The 18,061-nt window shown below is 68.1% G+C and carries 18 protein-coding genes; 3 read left to right on the top strand and 15 right to left on the bottom strand.

The features are described 5' to 3' along the window. Positions 1 to 205: 205 nt before the first annotated feature. Positions 206 to 3,349, bottom strand: coding sequence for an efflux RND transporter permease subunit (locus tag IEX88_RS12565; protein ID WP_188851065.1), 3,144 nt, complete (start codon positions 3,347 to 3,349; stop codon positions 206 to 208). Further along, entirely contained in the window at positions 3,346 to 4,623 is a 1,278-nt protein-coding gene (locus IEX88_RS12560) for an efflux RND transporter periplasmic adaptor subunit (RefSeq protein ID WP_188851063.1), read from the bottom strand. The genes IEX88_RS12565 and IEX88_RS12560 overlap by 4 nt, the downstream gene beginning before the upstream one ends. A gap of 84 nt (positions 4,624 to 4,707) precedes the next feature. On the opposite strand from IEX88_RS12560, the gene IEX88_RS12555 reads away from it, so the two are divergent. Then, positions 4,708 to 5,364: a TetR family transcriptional regulator gene (locus IEX88_RS12555; protein WP_188851061.1), complete on the top strand. Its 657-nt coding sequence runs from the start codon at positions 4,708 to 4,710 to the stop codon at positions 5,362 to 5,364. On the opposite strand, the gene phnN is transcribed toward IEX88_RS12555, so the two are convergent. The 9 genes from phnN to phnK form a co-directional block, all read right to left on the bottom strand. After that, complete coding sequence (phnN, locus tag IEX88_RS12550) at positions 5,339 to 5,932, bottom strand: phosphonate metabolism protein/1,5-bisphosphokinase (PRPP-forming) PhnN (protein WP_188851059.1); 594 nt, start codon at positions 5,930 to 5,932, stop codon at positions 5,339 to 5,341. The genes IEX88_RS12555 and phnN overlap by 26 nt on opposite strands. After that, on the bottom strand, positions 5,925 to 7,058 hold the full coding sequence (locus IEX88_RS12545; protein WP_188851057.1) for an alpha-D-ribose 1-methylphosphonate 5-triphosphate diphosphatase: 1,134 nt from the start codon (positions 7,056 to 7,058) through the stop codon (positions 5,925 to 5,927). The genes phnN and IEX88_RS12545 overlap by 8 nt, the downstream gene beginning before the upstream one ends. Positions 7,059 to 7,082: 24 nt before the next feature. Then, positions 7,083 to 7,754, bottom strand: coding sequence for a DUF1045 domain-containing protein (locus tag IEX88_RS12540; RefSeq protein ID WP_188851055.1), 672 nt, complete (start codon positions 7,752 to 7,754; stop codon positions 7,083 to 7,085). 3 nt (positions 7,755 to 7,757) lie between these two features. Beyond that, on the bottom strand, positions 7,758 to 8,564 hold the full coding sequence (gene phnE / locus IEX88_RS12535) for a phosphonate ABC transporter, permease protein PhnE (protein WP_210319270.1): 807 nt from the start codon (positions 8,562 to 8,564) through the stop codon (positions 7,758 to 7,760). 356 nt (positions 8,565 to 8,920) lie between these two features. Beyond that, the gene (gene phnD / locus IEX88_RS12530; protein WP_188851053.1) at positions 8,921 to 9,913 is read right to left on the bottom strand and encodes a phosphonate ABC transporter substrate-binding protein; all 993 of its coding nucleotides are present in this window, start codon (positions 9,911 to 9,913) and stop codon (positions 8,921 to 8,923) included. Between the two features lie 47 nt (positions 9,914 to 9,960). Next, positions 9,961 to 10,824, bottom strand: a complete 864-nt coding sequence (phnC, locus tag IEX88_RS12525) for a phosphonate ABC transporter ATP-binding protein (protein ID WP_188851051.1) — start codon at positions 10,822 to 10,824, stop codon at positions 9,961 to 9,963. Between the two features lie 297 nt (positions 10,825 to 11,121). Next, positions 11,122 to 11,739, bottom strand: a complete 618-nt coding sequence (locus tag IEX88_RS12520; protein WP_188851049.1) for a DapH/DapD/GlmU-related protein — start codon at positions 11,737 to 11,739, stop codon at positions 11,122 to 11,124. Then, positions 11,739 to 12,473: a phosphonate C-P lyase system protein PhnL gene (gene phnL / locus IEX88_RS12515; RefSeq protein WP_188851313.1), complete on the bottom strand. Its 735-nt coding sequence runs from the start codon at positions 12,471 to 12,473 to the stop codon at positions 11,739 to 11,741. The genes IEX88_RS12520 and phnL overlap by 1 nt, the downstream gene beginning before the upstream one ends. A gap of 25 nt (positions 12,474 to 12,498) precedes the next feature. Beyond that, positions 12,499 to 13,287 carry a phosphonate C-P lyase system protein PhnK gene (gene phnK / locus IEX88_RS12510; protein ID WP_188851046.1) on the bottom strand — a complete coding sequence of 263 codons (789 nt, stop codon included), beginning with the start codon at positions 13,285 to 13,287 and terminating at the stop codon, positions 12,499 to 12,501. A 134-nt stretch (positions 13,288 to 13,421) separates the two neighbouring features. Between phnK and IEX88_RS12505 the strand changes: the two genes are divergently transcribed. Continuing rightward, positions 13,422 to 13,790: an endonuclease domain-containing protein gene (locus IEX88_RS12505; protein WP_188851044.1), complete on the top strand. Its 369-nt coding sequence runs from the start codon at positions 13,422 to 13,424 to the stop codon at positions 13,788 to 13,790. Between the two features lie 116 nt (positions 13,791 to 13,906). Here the strand turns inward: IEX88_RS12505 and IEX88_RS12500 are convergent, their stop codons facing one another. From IEX88_RS12500 to phnG, 4 genes are all read right to left on the bottom strand, one after another. Then, the gene (locus IEX88_RS12500; protein WP_188851042.1) at positions 13,907 to 14,782 is read right to left on the bottom strand and encodes an alpha-D-ribose 1-methylphosphonate 5-phosphate C-P-lyase PhnJ; all 876 of its coding nucleotides are present in this window, start codon (positions 14,780 to 14,782) and stop codon (positions 13,907 to 13,909) included. 160 nt (positions 14,783 to 14,942) lie between these two features. Then, a complete protein-coding gene (locus IEX88_RS12495) occupies positions 14,943 to 16,049 on the bottom strand; it encodes a carbon-phosphorus lyase complex subunit (RefSeq protein WP_188851040.1) in 1,107 nt (368 codons plus the stop codon). A gap of 1 nt (position 16,050) precedes the next feature. Next, entirely contained in the window at positions 16,051 to 16,668 is a 618-nt protein-coding gene (gene phnH, locus IEX88_RS12490) for a phosphonate C-P lyase system protein PhnH (RefSeq protein ID WP_188851038.1), read from the bottom strand. After that, a complete protein-coding gene (phnG, locus tag IEX88_RS12485; protein WP_244640118.1) occupies positions 16,668 to 17,141 on the bottom strand; it encodes a phosphonate C-P lyase system protein PhnG in 474 nt (157 codons plus the stop codon). The genes phnH and phnG overlap by 1 nt, the downstream gene beginning before the upstream one ends. 135 nt (positions 17,142 to 17,276) lie before the next feature. On the opposite strand from phnG, the gene phnF reads away from it, so the two are divergent. Further along, the gene (gene phnF, locus IEX88_RS12480; protein ID WP_188851036.1) at positions 17,277 to 17,999 is read left to right on the top strand and encodes a phosphonate metabolism transcriptional regulator PhnF; all 723 of its coding nucleotides are present in this window, start codon (positions 17,277 to 17,279) and stop codon (positions 17,997 to 17,999) included. Positions 18,000 to 18,061: the final 62 nt, after the last annotated feature.

The following is an 18,061-nucleotide window of genomic DNA, read 5'->3' as shown; positions in this document are numbered from 1 at the left end:
CGCTTCGAGCAGGTCATATCATTGAATGACCAGGGGAAGGAGTCGCCCTTTCAGAGCTTGGGCTGCTTGCTAGTCGCAGTCGGGGCGCGGCGCAACCCTTGGAGCCGCCGTCCGGGGCGGGCTCTGGTGCCTGTGCCCGGGATGCCGGGGCTCACGGCGCCGGCTCCCGATTCCCCTGGCGCCGGCGGGGCATGGCGGCGCGGGCTCAGCCCGCCGCCGGGGCGTGCTCCTTCGGTGCCTCGCTCGCCGCGACCTTCGGTCCCTTCTGCTTGCCCGCCAGCAGCTTGTAGAACAGCGGGATGAAGAAGATGGCGACGAAGGTCGCACACAGCATGCCGCCGATGACGCCGGTGCCGATGGAATGGCGGCTGGCGGCGCCGGCGCCGGTGGAGATCGCCAGTGGCACGACGCCGAGGATGAAGGCGAGCGAGGTCATGATGATCGGCCGGAAGCGCAGCTTGGCTCCCTCCAGCGCGGCGTCGTAGGCGCTGAGCCCCTCGTCGCGCTTCAGGACCGCGAACTCGACGATCAGGATGGCGTTCTTGGCCGCCAGGCCGACCAGGGTCACCAGGCCGATCTGGAAGTAGACGTCGTTTTCCAGCCCGCGCAGGTAGATCGCCAGGAGGGCGCCGAACATGGCGAAGGGAACCGCCAGGATGACGGCGATCGGCAGCGACCATTTCTCGTACTGCGCCGCCAAAATCAGGAAGACCATCAGGATGCCGAAGCCGATGGCGATGCCGCCCGTGCCGCTGGTCGAGATCTCCTGGTAAGCCGAGCCCGTCCAGGCGATGTCGTAGCCTTCCGGAAGCTCCGCGGCGAGTTCCTGCATGGCCGTCAGGGCCTGGCCGGAGGAGAAGCCGGGGGCCGGACCGCCGCTGACCTTGGCCGAGGTGAAGGCGTTGTAGCGCTCGATCAGGTCCGGGCCGACGACGCGCTCGACCTTCAGGAGCGTGTCGAGCGGGATCATCGCGCCGGAATTGGCCTGCACGAAGACGTATTTCAGGTCCTCCGGCCGCTCGCGGAACTGCGCCTCGGACTGCAGCGAGACCTGATAGTTGCGGCCAAGCAGCGTGAAGTCGTTGACGTAGAGGCTGCCGAAGGTCGCCTGCATGGTGGTGAAGATCTGGGCGATCGGCACGTCGAGAGCCTTGGCCTTCTCGCGGTCGACGTCGATCCTGTATTGCGGCACGCTGGCGCTGAACGTGCTGCGCACGCCGGCCAGCTCCGGCCGCTTGGCCGCTGCGGCGACCATCGCGTCGGTCGCCTTGATCAGCGCATCGGCGCCGGCACCGCCGCGGTCCTGGACGTAGAGATCGAAGCCGCCGGTGGTCGACAGGCCCTGGATCGGCGGCGGGTTGAAGGCCAGCACCATCGCGTCCTTGATGCCGGCATTGGCGCCCATGAAGGCGCCCGGCAGGTTGCGGCCGTCTTCGGACGGGTCGGTGCGCTCGCCCCAGTCCTTCAGCGTGACGAAAGCGACGCCGGCGCTGGTCTTCTGGGTACCCGCCAGAAGATCGAAGCCGGCGAAGGCGACGACGTCCTGGACCGCGGGATTGGCGCGGATGTTCGTGCTGACATCGGCCATGGCGGCGGTGGACCTCGACAGCGAGGCGGCCGGCGGCAGGATCGCGACGACGAAGTTCGAGCCCTGGTCCTCGTCGGGAACGAGCGAGCCCGGCAGGGTGGTGAAGAGGTAGTAGGTGGCGCCGGACATGGCGGCGAACAGGATGAGGGCGACGAAGGCATGGCGCATCAGGAAGCCGACGACGGCGCCGTAGCCGTTGGTGAGCTTGCCGAAGCCGGCGTTGAACCAGCGGAACGGCGCCCAGGGCTTGCCATGCGACTGCTTGAGGATGATGCCGCACAGCGCCGGCGTCAGCGTCAAAGCGACGATGCCCGAAATCGTCACCGAGACCGCGATGGTCACCGCGAACTGGCGGTACATGGTGCCGGCCAGGCCGCCGAGGAAGGCGACGGGGATGAACACGGCGCAGAGCACCAGCACGATGGCGATGACCGGGCTCGTCACCTCGCCCATGGCCTTGGCCGTCGCCTCCTTCGGCGGCAGGCCTTCGGCCGTCATGATGCGCTCGACGTTCTCGAGCACCACGATGGCGTCGTCGACCACGATGCCGATGGCGAGCACCAGCGCAAACAGCGTCAGAAGGTTGATCGAGAAGCCGAGGACCAGCAACACGCCGAAGGTGCCGATGATTGACACCGGAACCGCGAGCATGGGGATCAGCGTCGCGCGAAAGCTCTGCAGGAAGATGAAGACGACGATGAAGACGAGAATCATCGCCTCGATAAAGGTGGCGATGACCTCCTCGATGGAGGCCGAGATGAACTTCGTGGTGTCGTAGGGGATGGCGTATTCGACGCCGTCGGGAAAGGACGCGCTCAGCTCGTCCATGCGCGTGCGCACGCCGGCCAGCGTGTCCAGCGCATTGGCGCCGGGCTGCAGGTAGATGCCGATCGGCACCGTCGCGTCACCGTTATAGGTGGCGTTGAAGCCGTAGTCCTGGGCGCCCAGCTCGACCCGCGCCACGTCCTTGAGGAGCAGCGAGGCGGCGTTGGTGTTGGACTTCAGAATGATGTTCTCGAAGGCCTGCACGTCCGGCAGCCGGCCCGCCGTGGTGACGGAATAGGTGAAGGCGAGGGGGCCGGCATTCGGCTCGGCACCGAACTGGCCGGCGGCGAACTGCGCGTTCTGCTCGCGGATCGCGTCGGCGACATTGGTCGGGGTCAGGTCGTACTGGGCGAGCTGGTCGGGCCGCAGCCAGATGCGCATGGAATAGTTGCGCTGGCCGAAGAGCTGCGCCTCGCCGATGCCGGGCAGGCGCTTCAGCTCGTCGAGGACGTAGAGGAGGGCGTAGTTCGACACGTAGGTCGCGTCGTAGCGCGGGTCCTGCGAGGTCATCGTGAGAACCGCGAGGATCGACGACGAGCGTTTGACCACGGTGACGCCGAGGCGCTGCACTTCCGTCGGCAGCGACGAGACCGCCTGCTGCACGCGGTTGTTGACGTTGATCGTCGCCTGGTCGGGATCGGTGCCGCTGGCGAAGGTGACGGTGACCGAGGCCGAACCCGACGAGGAGTTCGTCGACTTCATGTAGATCATGCCCTCGACGCCGTTGATCTGCTGCTCGAGCGGGGCGGAGACGGTCTGGGCGAGGGTCTCGGCGCTGGCGCCGGGATAGGAGGCGGTCACCACCACTTCGGGCGGGACGAGCTGCGGATACTGCTCGATCGGCAGCGCGCGCAGGCCCATCACGCCGGCGAGCACGATGACGATGGAGATGACGGCGGCAAAGACCGGATGGTCGACGAAGAAGCGGGAATTCACTGCGCGGCCTCCCCGGCGGGCGTCTTCGCCGCGTCGCCGGTTTCGGTCGTCTCGGCGGGCTGAGCGGGAGCGGCGGGCGTCGCTGCGGCGTCTTCGGTCGGCGCGGCTGGCGCTTCGGCCGTCGCCCCGCCGGCCGGCGCGGCAGCGGTTGCGGGCGCTGCCGCGCCGCCCGGATTGACCGGCGATCCCGGCCGCGCCTTGACGACGCCCTCGGTGACGATGCGGTCGCCGTTCTTCAGGCCCTCGGTGACGAGGATGTTGTCGCCGAGCTCCCGGCCGATCTTGATCGGGCGGACGCCGACGACGTTCTCCTCGTTGACGGTGAAGACGAAGGGACCCTGCGGTCCCTGCATCAGCGCCACCGTCGGGATGGTGACCGCATCCTCGATCTCGAGGCCGGAGACCGTGACGCGGACGAACTGGCCGGGGATGAGGCGGACATCCGGGTTCGGCAGCACGGCGCGCGACAGGATGGTGCCGGTCTCGGTGTCGATGCTGGAGGCGGTGAAGTCGATCGTCCCCTTCTGCCCGTAGGTGCTGCCGTCGCCGAAGGAGACCTCGACCGAGAGGCTGTTGCGGTTGCCGGCACCGTCCTCGATCAGCTTGCGCATGGCGATCGCCTCGGTGTCGGCGGCCGAGAAGTTCACGTAGATCGGGTCCAGCTGGGAGATCTTGGTGAGCAGCGCATTCACGGTGATCAGGCTGCCCTCGGGCACCTGGTCGAGGCTGGTGACGCCGCCGACCGGCGCGGTGACGGTGGCATAGGCGAGCGACAGGCGCGCCGTCTCGAGATTGGCTTCGGCCGCCGCGACCTGCGCTTCGGCCAGTTCCCGGCTGGAGGTGGCGTCGTCGAGCGTCGCGGTGGAGGCGGCGCCGCGCGATGTCAGCGCGCGCTGGCGCTCCTCGGTGCGGCGGGCCTGGCCGAGCGTCGCCTGCTGCTGCTGCAGCTGCGCCTGTGCCAGCGCCACCTGCGCCTCGAACTCGCGCGGGTCGATGCGGAACAGGACCTGGTTCGGCGCGACGCGCGCGCCTTCGACGAAGGCGCGGTCGAGCAGGATGCCGGCGACGCGCGCGCGCACCTCGACCTCGCGGGAGGCGGCGACACGGCCGGCATATTCATAGGTGATCGGCAGCGCGCGGGTCGCGATCGTCTCGACGGTGACGGCCGGCGGCGGGGGCGCGGCGCCGCCGGGCGCCTGGGCGAGCGCGGCCGCGGGCGAGAGGGCGGCCAGAACCAGCACCGCGCGAAGGGTCGAAAAACCAAGTGAATTCATGACGAGACCCAAAACGAACCGCAGCACGGCCTATTGCAATGCAGCATCCATACATTCATAGATGCATGTAAGCAAGGAGGCCCCGTGCGCCGCACCAAGGAAGAAGCTCTCGAAACCCGGTCCGCGATCCTCGACGCGGCCGAAGCCGTGTTCATCGAACGCGGCGTCGGACGCACGTCGCTGGCCCAGATCGCGGCGGCGGCGGAGGTGACGCGGGGCGCCATCTACTGGCACTTTTCCGGCAAGGTCGACCTGTTCAAGGCCATGCAGGACAGGGCCCGACTGCCGCAGGAGACGTTTTTTCACGGCGGCGAGATGACGCGCTCGGATCGATGCCTCGATCTGCTCTACACCACGACGATGGATGCCATTGCCGGCTTCGCTACGGACCAACGCGCGCAGCGGGTCTACACGATCATTTTATTGCGATGCGAATACGTCGGCGAAATGCGCGAGGCCCTGGTCAGCCGCCGCGCCGATGACGAACGGATGAAGAAGGTGCTGATCGAGGTCTTCGAGCGCGCCGCTTTGGTCGGCAGCCTCGGCCGGGACTGGACGCCGGCACTGGCCGCCAACGCCTATTTCTGCGCCATGGTCGGCCTGTTTTCGGAATGGCTGCGGCTGGAGCGCGAGTTCGACATCGTCGCGACGGCAAGGCCCCTGATAGACAGTCTTTTCGCCAGTTTCCGCGCGGGGTGCACCGGGACCGTTGGCCTCAGGTCGCAGAGTGGGTGCCGCTGACGAGACTGTCCACGAGGCGGACGAAGTCGGCCGCCGCATCCTCGGCCCGGCCGGAATTGTCAATGCGATGCGGCCCATGCGCACCCGACGGCACATCGAGCGCGACGTTGCGGGCGAGGCGCGCCTCGATCTCCTCGGCGCTTTCGCGCCCGCGCGCGGCGATGCGCTCGACCAGAAGCGCGCGCGGTGCGGTGATCTCGACGACATGCAGCAGGGCGAAGCGCTGGGCGGCGGGGCCGAGCGCGCGGCGCGAGACATTGGCGACGACGGCTTCTCCGCCTTCGCAATGGGCGAGGAGCGAGGCCGGCAGGCCGTAGCGCAGCCCGTGCGCCGCCCAGCTGAGGCAGAAGGCACCCTCGCGCTCGGCCGCCTCGAAGGCAGCCTCGTCGAGGCAGTCGTGGTCTTCCGCTTCGACCTGCGACACCCTTGTGATGATGCGCCGGGCAAAGCGGATGGCGGGGCGAAGATGCGGCCGCGCCAGCGCCAGAATGGTGTCCTTGCCAGCGCCGCTCGGCCCGACCACGGCGATGAAGGGACCGGCGGGACGCTCCTCCCAACCATCACGCAACGCGGCGGCCCTCGCGCAGCACCGCGCGCACCACCGGCGCCTCGGCCTGCACCGGCCGCACCCGCACCAGATCGGCGCGCTTGCCGACGGCGATCTCGCCGCGATCGGTGAGCCCCACCGTCTCGGCCGGGTTCTTCGTCACCAGGCGGATCGCCGCGGCCAAGTCCGCCCGCTCGGCGCCGAGCTGGAAGGCCGCCTGGATCAGGCTGAACGGCACGTAATCGGAGGAGAGGATGTCGAGCACGCCGGCCTCGCCGAGGTCGAAGGCGGAAATATTGCCGGAATGCGAGCCACCGCGCACGACGTTCGGCGCGCCCATCAGCACCTTCAGGCCCGCTTCGTGCGAGGCGCGCGCGGCCTCCATCGTCGTCGGGAATTCGGCGAGCGCGATGCCGAAGCCGATCGCCTCCGCGACATGGGCGAGCGTGGCATCGTCATGCGAGGCGAGCGCGATGCCTTCCTCGCGGCAACGGGCGGCGATGTGAATGCGGCTTCCCGGCGCATTGGCCTCGGATTCCTCGATCCGGCGGCGGCAGAAGGTGTCGAACTCGGCGTCCGACAGCTTCATCTTCCCCTGGTAGTAGGAGCGGTAGGTGTCGATGTCGACGAACTGGCGCTGGCCCGGCGCGTGATCCATCAGCGAGGCCAGCTTCACCAGCTCGTTGCCCATCATGGCCTCGAAGCCCTCGACGACGTCGCCGGCGGAAACCTCGCAGCGCAGATGGATGAAGTGGTCGGCGCGCAGCCGGTCCTCGGCGACGGAGCGGGCGATGGCGTCGGCCATGTCGCGCATATCGCGGGCGCCGATGTCGGCATTCTCGTCCATGCCGACGCGCAGGGCGTCGAACACGGTGGTGATGCCGGAGGAGGCGATCTGTGCGTCATGCGCCTGGATCGCCGCCAGCTTGTTCCACCGCACCTTCGGCCGCGGCAGGTAATGGCCCTCGATATGGTCGGTGTGCAGCTCGACGAGACCGGGGACGAGCGTGTCGCCGCCCATGTCCTCGCCGGTCGCCGGACCCTCGCCGATGGCCGCGATCAGGCCGTCGCGCAGCACGAGGTGCCCGTCGACGACGCGGTCGGACAGAACGATGCGGGCATTGGAAAGAACGGTCTCATGGGACATCTTGAAAGCTCTGGCAGTGGACGCTCAACGCGCGTCGAAGGAATGAAGCGAATGCACGCGCAAGGGCTGGCCTGGTGCCGGCTCGACGAACAGTGCGAGGCCATCGACCGGAAGGGCGGCGCCGTCGAAGGCGGAAAAGCGCTCGGTCAACAGGGCATGAACGGCCTCTGTCTGCGCCGCATCGACCGGGCCGGTCAAGGTCATGTGGAAGCGGAAGTCCTCGAACACATAGGGGTAGCCGAAGGTTTGGAGATGGCCACGCTGGCGCTCGCTGAGGTCCTGCGGCCGGCGCCGGGCGATCTCTTCCGGCGTCGAGGGACGGCGGAAGGGTTCGAAGGTCGTCACCGTGTCGGCTTCGAGCTCCGCCAGCTGGGCATCGGGAGCGGCGGGCACCAAAGCGAAAAAGCGGCCGAGCTGCGCCAGCCGGATCGCCGGCAGGCGGAAGGCGGGCCGCGAAGCCGCAAAGCGCGCCAGCCGCTCGTCCAGATCGGTCAGCTCGCATCCGTCCGCCAGCGTGAACGGCGCCCGCATGGTCGCATGAAAACCGTAGCGGGCGGGTTCGGCCACGATCGGGTCGATGAGCGGATCGGTGTCCCGCGTCGCCGTGCCGAGAAAGGCGTCGCGGCCGAGCCATTCGGCCGCCGCGCGCGCCAGCGGTGCCCCGGCCGGCGGGGTGAAGTAGATCGCAACGCGCAAGGCTTACGTCACCCGCTTGCGCAGCTGCTGGGACAGGAGGTCGGTCAGGATCACGGTCAGCACCACCAGAATGAGGACCGCGGCCGCCTGCGAATAGTAGAAGCCGCGGATCGTCTCGAACATCACCTGGCCGATGCCGCCGGCGCCGATGAGGCCGAGGATGGTCGCGGCGCGGACGTTCGATTCGAACCGGTACAGCGTATAGGACATCCACAGCGGCAGAACCTGCGGAATGACGCCATACACGACTTCCTGCAGCTTCGAGGCGCCGGTGGCGCGGATCGCCTCGACCGGACGCGGATCGATGGCCTCGACAGCCTCCGAGAACAGTTTCGCCAGAATGCCCGTGGTGTGGATGAACAGCGCCATGACGCCGGCAAAGGGGCCGAGGCCGACGGCGACGACGAAGAGCACGGCGAAGACCACCTCGTGGATGGCGCGGAACATATCCATCAGCCGCCGCGTCGGCTGCCGGATGTACCAGGGGGTCATGTTGCTCGCCGAGAGGATGCCGAAGGGCACGGCGAGGATCGTCGCGAGCACGGTTCCCCACAGCGCGATCTGCACCGTGACGATCATCTCGCCGACGTAATAATTCCAGTCCTTGAAGTCCGGCGACAGGAAGCCGGAGGCGTATTGCGCCATGTTGTCGGCATCGGTGAAGAGATAGGTCCAGCGGCCCATCTCCGCCGGGCCCCAGCTCCAGACGAGGGCGATCGCCAGCGCGGCCCAGGTGACGTAGCTCCAGACGGTCTCGGACCAGCGGCGCTCGATCATCGGCTTGGCGTGGGGAAGGGTGACGTCGGACATGGCGGCTTTCTGGGTGGTGGTGAGGGGATCGATCGTTGCCGGCGGTAAACGCACTGGCGCTGGAAGATGACAGCCGGCGCATGTCGCCGACGTCCTGAAATTAGTCATCCCGGACTTGATCCGGGACCCATTCCGAGACGGTGTCGCTGCCATGCCGGCTCAGAGTGGGAATATCCCCCTGATCGAGCGCGTTCGGCGATTCGGCATGGGTCCTCGGGTCAAGCCCGAGGATGACTAGGGCCTAGAGGTCAGCGCTTCTTCCCGTGAGCCGATGTTGCCGCTTGGGCGGCGCTGACGGCGGTGCGTCCGGGTACAGAAGCGCGCGACCGTCGCTGGCCGCGCGCTCCAACAGGGATTTAGCTCTGCGAGTTCTTGGCGATCTCGGCCTCGAACTTCGCCTTCTCGGCGGTCAGCTTGTCGATTTCGGCCTTCTTGGCGTCGTCGGCGAGCGTCTTGTCGGCGGTGATGCCGGCGATCTTCTTGGTCAGTTCCATGACGCGGATCGGCAGCAGCTGGGCGTCGGTCGACGCGCGGAACGGCGCCCACTGCAGGCCCGCCAGCGTCTTCTTCTCGGCCTCGACGTCGCCCTTCGATCGCTCGGTGCCGTAGTCGAGGAAGAAGGCCTTCAGCTTCTCCTTGGAGGCTTCCGGCAGGTCCTTGCGCCAGACGATCGGGTCGGACGGGATCAGCGGCGACTTCCAGATGACCTTGATGTTCTTGAAGGCTTCCGGCTGGTTCTTTTCGATCAGCGCGAGGCTCTCGGTGTTGTTGGCGGCCGCGTCGACCTGGCGATTGGCGACGGCCATCGCATTGGTCTCATGGTTGGCATTGGTGACGTTCTTGAAGCACTCCTTCGGGTCGATGCCCTTCGAAGCGAAGACGAAGGTCATCGGCACGAGATAGCCCGAGGTCGAGTTCGGATCGCCGATGCCGAAGTTCAGCGACTTGTCGCACGTCAGAAGGTCGTCGAGGCCGGTGAGCTTGCTGTCGGACGGCGCGAGGATCAGGCCGTAGTAGCCGGCTTCACCCGAAGCCGCCACGGTCTGGACGAAGACTTCGCCCTCGGACCGGTCGACGGCTTCCATCGCCGACTTGTTGCCGTACCAGGCGATCTGGACCTTGTCGAAGCGCATGCCTTCGATCACGCCGGCATAGTCGGAGGCGAAGAAGGGTTTGATGTCGAGGCCAGTCTGCTCGGCCATGTCGGCCAGGAAGGGCTCCCAGAGCGGGCGCAGGTTCGACTGCGACTCGGTCGAGATGATGCCGAAGTTGATCTCTTCGGCGAGCGCCGAGGTCGTCAGACCGGTGGCGAGCGCGAGGGCGGCGATGCCCTTGATGATCGGATTCATGGTCGTCTCCGTGGGGGTTGGCGGGTGGAATCGGCTGGGCGAAAGGGTCAGGCGGTGTGCCAGGCCGAGGACAAGGCGCGCAGTTCGGCGGCGATGTCCCGGGTGGGCTTCAGGTCGCGGGCCGGTTCCGCCTGGGCGTCCGGCAGGATCAGCTCCTCCGAGGAGGTGCCGTAGAGCTCGCGCAGGAAATCGTTGGTGAGCGCGAGCGAAGGGCCGTCGAAGACGACCACGCCGTCGCGCATGGCGATGGTGCGGGCGCAGTAGCGGCGGGCGTATTCGACCTGGTGCAGCGACACGACGGCGGTGATGCCGTCGGTGCGGTTGATCTCGGCGATGAGGTCCATCACCCGCCGGGCCGAGGACGGGTCGAGCGAGGCGATCGGCTCGTCGGCGAGAAGGATTTTTGCCTTCTGCACCAGCGTGCGGGCGATGGCGGCGCGCTGCTGCTGGCCGCCGGAAAGCGTTGAGGCCCGCTGCCATGCGACTTCGGGGATGCCGACGCGGCCGAGCGCCTCGCGCGCCAGCGCCTTCTCGGCGCGCGAGAACAGGCCGAGCGTGCCGCGCCAGGACGGGATGCGGCCTAGGAGGCCGGTCAGGACATTGGTCAGGACCGGCAGGCGGCCGACGAGATTGAACTGCTGGAAGATGACGCCGATCTCGCGGCGCATCTCGCGGGCATTGCGGTCGAGCTTGCCGCCGACCTGCAGCGGCTTGCCGAAGATCTCGACGCGCCCGACGCCCTGCTCGTTGTGCTCGAGGCCGGCGATGATGCGCATCAACGTCGACTTGCCCGACCCCGAGGCGCCGATCAGCGCGACCATTTCGCCGGCGGAGATCGACAGGTCGACCGAGGAAAGCGCCTGCTTCTGGCCGAAGCGTTTCGAGACCTTGTCGACGCGGATCGCATTCATGAGGTGTTCTCCAGCCTGTCGGCGTATTGCGCGTCGCATCTGCCGCTTCTGCGGGGCAGCCTTGCGGTTGTCCCCCGTCCATCCCCCGCGGCGTGTTCTCGCCGGGTTGGCGTTACGCCTAGACGGCTTGCATGTGAGCGGCGTGACAGCGGGATGACCGTTCCATGACAGGGGAAAAGTCATGCAAATCAGGGGATAGACGTGACGAAGCGGCGCGGTCGCACAAGGCGCGACAGGCGGGAGCCGGGGATGTCGATGGTGTCGTCGCCGGCCCGCGGGACGGGCGACCGGCTGGTTTCAGCCGTCGTAGCGATCGAGAAAGGCTTCCGCATCGAGGCTGCGGAAGTCCTCGAGGGTCTGGCGCAGTCTGTCGTGCGGCCAGTCCCACCAGGCGAGCCGGTCCATCCGCGCGCCGATCTCGGGCGAGAAGCGCCGCCGGATCTCCTTCGCCGGCACGCCGCCGACGATGGTGTAGGGCGCGACGTCCTTGGTCACGACGGCGCCGGAACCCACGACGGCGCCGTTGCCGATCGTCACGCCCGGCAGGACCGTCGCGCCATGGCCGATCCAGACGTCGTGGCCGATCCGCACCTCGCGCGCCCGCCGCGCGGCGAAGAAGTCCGTTTCGTTCTCGGCATCGTCGAAATAGTCGCCGGCGCGGTAGGTGAAATGGTGCAGCGTCGCGCGTGTCATCGGATGATGCGTGGCGTTGAGGCGCACCGAGGCGGCGATGTTGGCGAACTTGCCGATCACCGTGCCCCAGACCGCGCAGTCCTCCATCAGGTAGGAATAATCGCCGAGCGTGGTCTCGGCGACGCGGCAGCGCTCGGCGATCTCGACATAGCGGCCGAGTGTGGTCGTGGCGACCGAGGCGGTCGGGTGGATCGACGGGGTGTGTTCCGAGAGGCGGGCCATCACGCGGCCTTCCGGGCGGAGAAGCCGGTGACGTCGATCACGCGCGTCGCGACGCGGGCGCGTACTTCGGTGTCATGGAAAATTCCCAGGATGGCGACGCCCCGGGCCAGCTTGCCCTCGATCATCTCGGCGACGACGTCGCGGTTGGCGGCGTCGAGCGAGGCGGTCGGTTCGTCGAGGAGAAGGATGCGGTGGTCGGTGATGAAGCCGCGGGCGATGTTCACCCGCTGCTTCTCGCCGCCGGAAAAGGTCGCGGGCGGCAGGTCGAACAGCGCCTTTGGCAGGTTCAGCCGCGCCAAAAGCGCGCCGGCCCGTTCGCGGGCTTCGGCAGCATCGACGCCGCGGGCGAACAGCGGCTCGGCGACGACGTCGAGCGCCGGAACGCGCGGCACGGCGCGCAGGAACTGGCTGACATAGCCGATACTCTCGCGCCGGAGGCGCATCACGAGCCGCGGATCGCCCGAGGCGAGATCGGCTGGCGCGCCGTCGCCATCGGCGACCAGGATGCGGCCGCCGTCGACGGCGTAGTTACCGTAGACCATCCTAAGGATCGACGATTTGCCGACCCCCGACGGCCCGCCGAGCACGGCGCATTCGCCGGGGCTCAGCGCGAAGGAGACGTTCTCCACCACGGGCAGGGTGATGCCGCCGCGCAGATGCACGGTGAAGGATTTTTTCACGTTCTCGACGGAGAGGACGGGCTCGCCGGACGCGGGGGCGTCCCGGCCGGTCATGGCGCTGAACACGGTGTCAGTCATCTCAGCTCTCCGGGATCGAGGCGACGAGGAGTTGGGTATAGGCGTGCTGCGGATCGTCGAGCACGCGGTCGGTGAGGCCGGACTCGATGACGTGCCCGTCCTTCATGACAATCATCCGCTGCGACAGGAGCCGGGCCACGGCGAGGTCGTGGGTGACAATGACGACGGCAAGGCCCAGATCGGCGACGAGCTGGCGCAGGAGATCGAGAAGGCGCGCCTGCACCGAGACGTCGAGGCCGCCGGTCGGCTCGTCCATGAAGACGAGGCGCGGCCGCGTGACGAGGTTGCGGGCGATCTGCAGGCGCTGGCGCATGCCGCCGGAAAAGGCCACCGGCTGGTCGTCGATGCGGTCGGAGGCGATCTCGACGCGGCCGAGCCAGTCGGTCGCGGTCTCGCGGATCTGCCCGTAGTGCCGCTCGCCCACCGCCATCAGCCGCTCACCGACATTGGCGCCGGCCGAGACGCGCATCCGCAGGCCGTCGGCCGGGTTCTGATGGACGAAACCCCAGTCGGTGCGCGCCAGAAACCGGCGCTCCGCCTCGCTGAGATCGTCGAGATCGCGCGTCTCGCCGTCGCGCATCCGGTAGAGCACTTCACCCGAGCTGCGCGGCAGCCGTGCCGAGATGCAGTTGAGCAGAGTGGTCTTGCCCGACCCGCTTTCGCCGACGATCGCCAGCACTTCGCCCGGCCAGACGTCGAGCGAGATATCCTCGCAGCCGATGCGGGCGCCGTAGGTCTTGGTGAGGGCACGGACGGAGAGGATGGGGGTGTCGGGGGTATCGGCAGTCATGTCGGCATTCCTTGCGCGGCGAAAAGTGTGGCTGATCTCCCCCCTTGAGGGGGAGATGCCGGCAGGCAGAGGGGGGTGACGAGCGCCGAAGCGGCAGTAGGATCCTGCCTCGCAGTAACGACGCGAGCCGGCCGATGACGCATCGCTCCATCCCGCCGAAGCACCGCGCCAGCGCCAAGCAGATGCGCCACGCCATGACCGAGCCGGAGCTGCGCTTCTGGAACGCTGTCCGGGCGCACAGACTGATGAAGCTCGGCTTTCGCCGGCAGGTGCCGATCGCCGGCTATATCGTCGATTTCGCCTGCCCGTCCCGCCGGTTGGTGATCGAGATCGACGGATCGCAGCATGGAGATGAGCCCCGCGCCGAGCGCGACGCCACCCGCACGGCTTGTCTCGAGGCGGCGGGCTGGAAGGTTGTCCGGTTCTGGAACGACGACGTGATGCGCGACATCGAAGGGGTGTGCCGACATGTGCTGGCGGTCATCGACGAGGCCGAGGGTTGAGCGGCAAACTCGGCTGTTCGCGCTCGTCGCTCCTACCCCCCTCTGTCCTGCCGGACATCTCCCCCTCAAGGGGGGAGATCGGCGGAGACCAGCGTCGCGCCCCCAAAAAGAGACCGTCACGGCCGCGCCTCCGGCCCGCCATCCCCGACATGCCCCTCGGCTCGCCGCGTTTCGCAATGGTCGGTGTCGGAGCAGACGAACATGCGCCCGCCCCGGTCGTCAGTGATCACCTCGTCGAGATAGACGTCGTGGGCGCCACACAGCGCGCAGGGCTTTTCGAAGTGCTGGACCGCGAAAGGGTGGTCCTCGAAGTCCAGGCTGACGACGTCGGTAAAAGGCGGCAGGGCGTAGATGCGCTTTTCGCGGCCGGCGCCGAAGAGCTGGAGCGCCGGACTCTTGTGCATCTTCGGATTGTCGAATTTCGGGATCGGCGAGGGGTCCATGACGTAGCGGCCCTCGATCTTGACGGGATAGGCGTAGGTCGTGGCGATGTGGCCGTGGCGGGCGATGTCCTCGTAGAGCTTCACATGCATCAGCCCGTATTCCTCGAGCGCGTGCATCACCCGCGTCTCGGTCTCGCGCGGCTCAAGGAAGCGCAGAGGCTCGGGGATCGGCACCTGGTAGACGAGCGTCTGGCCCGCCTTCAGCGGCGTTTCCGGAATGCGGTGCCGGGTCTGGATGATGGTGGCGTCGCCCGTCTTCGTCGTCGTCGCGACACCCGCGGTCTTTTCGAAAAAGGCGCGGATCGAGACGGCGTTGGTGGTGTCGTCGGCGCCCTGGTCGATGACCTTCAGCACGTCGTCCGGTCCAAGGATCGCCGCCGTCACCTGCACGCCGCCGGTGCCCCAGCCATAGGGCATCGGCATTTCGCGCGCGGCAAAGGGCACCTGGTAGCCGGGAATGGCGATCGCCTTCAGGATGGCGCGGCGGATCATCCGCTTGGTCTGCTCGTCGAGGTAGGCGAAGTTGTAGGTGGGAAGCGCCGCCGTCATCGTGCCGGGCCTTCTCTAAAAATCGAAGCCGCGGCGGACCGCGAAAGGGAGGGAAAATGGACGGAAGCTGGATCGCGCTCGGCGAGCTGGCGGTGGTTCTCGTCGGCTTCGCCGCGGCCTGGTATTTTCTTCGCCGAAAGAACTGAAGCGCGGTCGGTTCTCATTCCGCCGCCTCCCGTTCCGCCCGGGCGTTCTCCGCCGCGGCGTGCTCGGCGCGCATGCGGCGGACGAGGTCGAGTTCGGCCTGGAAGTCGACGTAGTGCGGCAGCTTCAGGTGCTCGACGAAGCCGGTCGCCTGGACATTGTCGGAATGGGCGATGACGAATTCCTCGTCCTGCGCCGGGGCGACGCGCTCCTCGCCGAACTCGTCGGCCCGCAGCGCCCGATCGACGAGGCTCATGGCCATCGCCTTGCGCTCGGACTGGCCGAAGACCAGGCCATAGCCGCGCGTAAACTGCGGTGGTTCCTTGGCCGAGCCCTTGAACTGGTTGACCATCTGGCACTCGGTGAGGCGCACCCGGCCGATCGGCACGGCAAAGCCGAGCTCGGGCATGTCGACCTCGACCTCGACGAGGCCGATGCGGATCTCGCCGACGAAGGGGTGGGTGCGGGCGTAACCGCGCTGGGTGGAATAGGCGAGCGACAGGAGAAACCCCTCGTCGCCGCGGGCGAGGGCCTGCAGGCGCAGGTCGCGTCCGGCGGGAAACTCCAGCGGCTCGCGGGTGAGGTCGCCGGGTTCGTCGGCGGTGGCCGCGACGTCCCGCTCGATCAGGCCCTCGTCGCCGAGAAGGTCGGTCACCCTCGGGCAATGCGCGTCGCCCGGCGCCAGCGGTCGGCGAAGGCCGGGCTCGACGGGCCCGTCGCCGGCCATGGCCGGATCGATCAGGCGGTGAGTGTAGTCGAAGGTCGGCCCGAGCAACTGGCCACCCGGCAGGTCCTTGTAGGTCGCCGAGATCCGCCGCTCGATCGCCATGTTGCCGGTGTCGAGCGGCACCGAGGCGCCGAAGCGCGGCAGGGTGGTGCGATAGGCCCGCAACAGGAAAATCGCCTCGATCAGGTCGCCACGCGACTGGCGCACGGCCATGGCGGCGAGCTCGACATCGTAGAGCGAGCCCTCGGCCATCACCCGGTCGAGGCCGAGCTGGAACTGGCCGGCGATCTGTTCCAGCGTCAGCGCGGGAACGCTGCGATCGCCGCGGCGCCGGTCGGCGAGAAGCTGGTGGGCATTGGCGATGGCGGCCTCGCCACCCTTGACGGCAACGTACATCTCAGGCGCTCCGAATTCTTGTCGTGCGCGGCAGGCCGATCACCTGGCGGCCGGCGACGAGGAGGACGTCGACGCCGCGGGGAAACAGCGCGTTGTTGATCGCCCAGTCGGCGAAGAAGGTCGGCGACAGCGTCTTCGGCGCGATATTCGCCGTCGTTTCGATGCCGGGACCGGAAAGCTGCAGCGACGGCCCCCCTTCGAGTGCCTCCAGCATGACGATCAGCGTCGTCGAGCGGTCGGGATAGTCCGCCGTGCCCAAGGCAAAGGTGCTGAGATTCGGCATGGCGGCGTGGGCCGAACAGACGCCGAAGCGCGCCTTGCCGGGATCGGCGACGAGGATCGCGCCGGTCTGGAAGGAGACCCAGCGGCCGGCCTCGCCGTCGTGCCGCAGACCCTCGTCGAGCCAGACCGGCGTGTCGTAGTCGGCGAGCGCGGCGAGGATGCTGGCGGCAGCCGGGGCCAGAACGTGCGGTGCGCGCACCTTCTCGCCGAGGTCGACCAGCGTTCCGGGGCGCGACAGCGCCTGCATCACGCCGGCAAAGATCGCCTGCGAATCGAAGACCGGATCAGTGAAGCCGCCATCGAGGCCGTTGCGGTCGGAGCCGTTGCTCTTGCTCATCAGTCTTCTCCTCTGACGACGGTGAAGAAATCGACGCGCGTCGCCTGCGTCTCCTCGGCGCGCTGAAGGTCGTCCCCGGCCTGCGCGGCAAGGACCGGCTCGACGATCTCGGCAGCGATGTGCGCGCGCCATTCTTCGCGCTGGAAGGCCGCGTCGAGGGTGGCGGCGAGTTCCGCCCGCTGAAGGTCGCGGCCGAGCACCATGGCATGGCCGACTTCGCCCGATGGAAGCCGCACCGTCGCGCGGGCGACGCTCGCCTCGCCGAGGTTGAAGGGGGCGCCGCCGCCGCCGATCCGTCCGCGCAGCATCACCAGCCCGGCCTCGGGGCCGCGCAGCCGGGTTGCCGCCTGATCTCCGCCGATTGCCTGCCAGGCCGAGGCGAGGAGAGCGGGTTCGGCGAGGGCGAAGGCCGCCATGGCCCGCCGCCGCGTCTCTGGGGCGAGCGCTTCGCCTGGATGATCGACCTGCCGCATGGGGACTCCAATTTGTCTATTTGTATAGACATCTATATCTGACTTCTGTTATCTACCGGGAAAGCCGTGACAGGACAATGACACTCGCCGTCTTTTCGCGAATGGGGCCTGTGCAGCACCGAGGGAGAGTCAGAGATGATCGCAGGCGACGAGGGCATTGCCCGCTGGCGCAAGGTCGCCGATGCCATCCGCGCCATGATCGACGACAGCCGCGGCGCGATGGAGCAACTGCCGGTCGAGGCGGCGCTGGCCGAACGTTTTCAGGTCAACCGCCATACGGTGCGACGGGCGATCGCGGTGCTCCAGGCCGAGGGCATCCTGCGGGCCGAGCGGGGGCGCGGCACCTTCGTCGAGCGCCGGCCGGCCCGGATCGCCTATCCCGTCGGTGCCCGAACGCGGTTTTCGGAAAACATCACCGCCCAGTCGCGCCAGCCGGCCGGCCGGCTGATCGCCTCGGGGCGCGAGCCGGCGACGGCGCCCATCGCCGCCGCCCTTGGCCTCAGGCTCGGCGCGCCGCTACACCGGCTGGAGTCGATGAATGTCGCGGACGGCTTGCCGATGTCGATGGCGACGTCCTGGTTTCCGGCCGAGCGCTTCCCCGGGATCGTCGCCGCCTATGCCGAGACCGGCTCGATCACGAGGGCGCTCGCCGCCGAGGGCGTCGACGACTACCGCCGGATGGAAACCCGCGTCTCCGCTGCCCGGGTCAGCCCCGCCGACGCCGAGCATCTCGCCTGTCCCGCCGACGCCGTGGTGCTCGTCACCCATTCGGTCAATCTCGACGCCGAGGAGCGGCCGATCCAGTTCTCGCATTCGCGCTTTTTGGCCGACCGGATCGAGATGGTGTTTCGGACGTGAGGCCGCATTGTCCGTTTCGCCGGCGATGACAAGTTCGGCGCCTTTCCTCGCCCCAACGGAGA

It is taken from the genome of Aureimonas glaciei (assembly GCF_014643375.1).
Classification (GTDB): domain Bacteria; phylum Pseudomonadota; class Alphaproteobacteria; order Rhizobiales; family Rhizobiaceae; genus Plantimonas; species Plantimonas glaciei.
Note: the sequence above shows the minus strand (reverse complement) of the source record. Positions and strands in the feature narration are given on the sequence as shown.

Bases quoted from the DNA above. Each gene is read 5' to 3' on its own strand.
- phnD (WP_188851053.1), bottom strand. From the start codon at position 9,913: ATGAATCCGATCATCAAGGGCATCGCCGCCCTCGCGCTCGCCACCGGT.
- phnK (WP_188851046.1), bottom strand. From the start codon at position 13,287: ATGACTGCCGATACCCCCGACACCCCCATCCTCTCCGTCCGTGCCCTC.
- phnL (WP_188851313.1), bottom strand. From the start codon at position 12,473: ATGACCGGCCGGGACGCCCCCGCGTCCGGCGAGCCCGTCCTCTCCGTC.
- IEX88_RS12500 (WP_188851042.1), bottom strand. From the start codon at position 14,782: ATGACGGCGGCGCTTCCCACCTACAACTTCGCCTACCTCGACGAGCAG.
- IEX88_RS12545 (WP_188851057.1), bottom strand. From the start codon at position 7,058: ATGTCCCATGAGACCGTTCTTTCCAATGCCCGCATCGTTCTGTCCGAC.
- phnG (WP_244640118.1), bottom strand. From the start codon at position 17,141: ATGCGGCAGGTCGATCATCCAGGCGAAGCGCTCGCCCCAGAGACGCGG.
- IEX88_RS12495 (WP_188851040.1), bottom strand. From the start codon at position 16,049: ATGTACGTTGCCGTCAAGGGTGGCGAGGCCGCCATCGCCAATGCCCAC.
- IEX88_RS12560 (WP_188851063.1), bottom strand. From the start codon at position 4,623: ATGAATTCACTTGGTTTTTCGACCCTTCGCGCGGTGCTGGTTCTGGCC.
- phnE (WP_210319270.1), bottom strand. From the start codon at position 8,564: ATGTCCGACGTCACCCTTCCCCACGCCAAGCCGATGATCGAGCGCCGC.
- phnH (WP_188851038.1), bottom strand. From the start codon at position 16,668: ATGAGCAAGAGCAACGGCTCCGACCGCAACGGCCTCGATGGCGGCTTC.
- IEX88_RS12520 (WP_188851049.1), bottom strand. From the start codon at position 11,739: ATGGCCCGCCTCTCGGAACACACCCCGTCGATCCACCCGACCGCCTCG.
- phnF (WP_188851036.1), top strand. From the start codon at position 17,277: ATGATCGCAGGCGACGAGGGCATTGCCCGCTGGCGCAAGGTCGCCGAT.
- phnC (WP_188851051.1), bottom strand. From the start codon at position 10,824: ATGAATGCGATCCGCGTCGACAAGGTCTCGAAACGCTTCGGCCAGAAG.
- IEX88_RS12505 (WP_188851044.1), top strand. From the start codon at position 13,422: ATGACGCATCGCTCCATCCCGCCGAAGCACCGCGCCAGCGCCAAGCAG.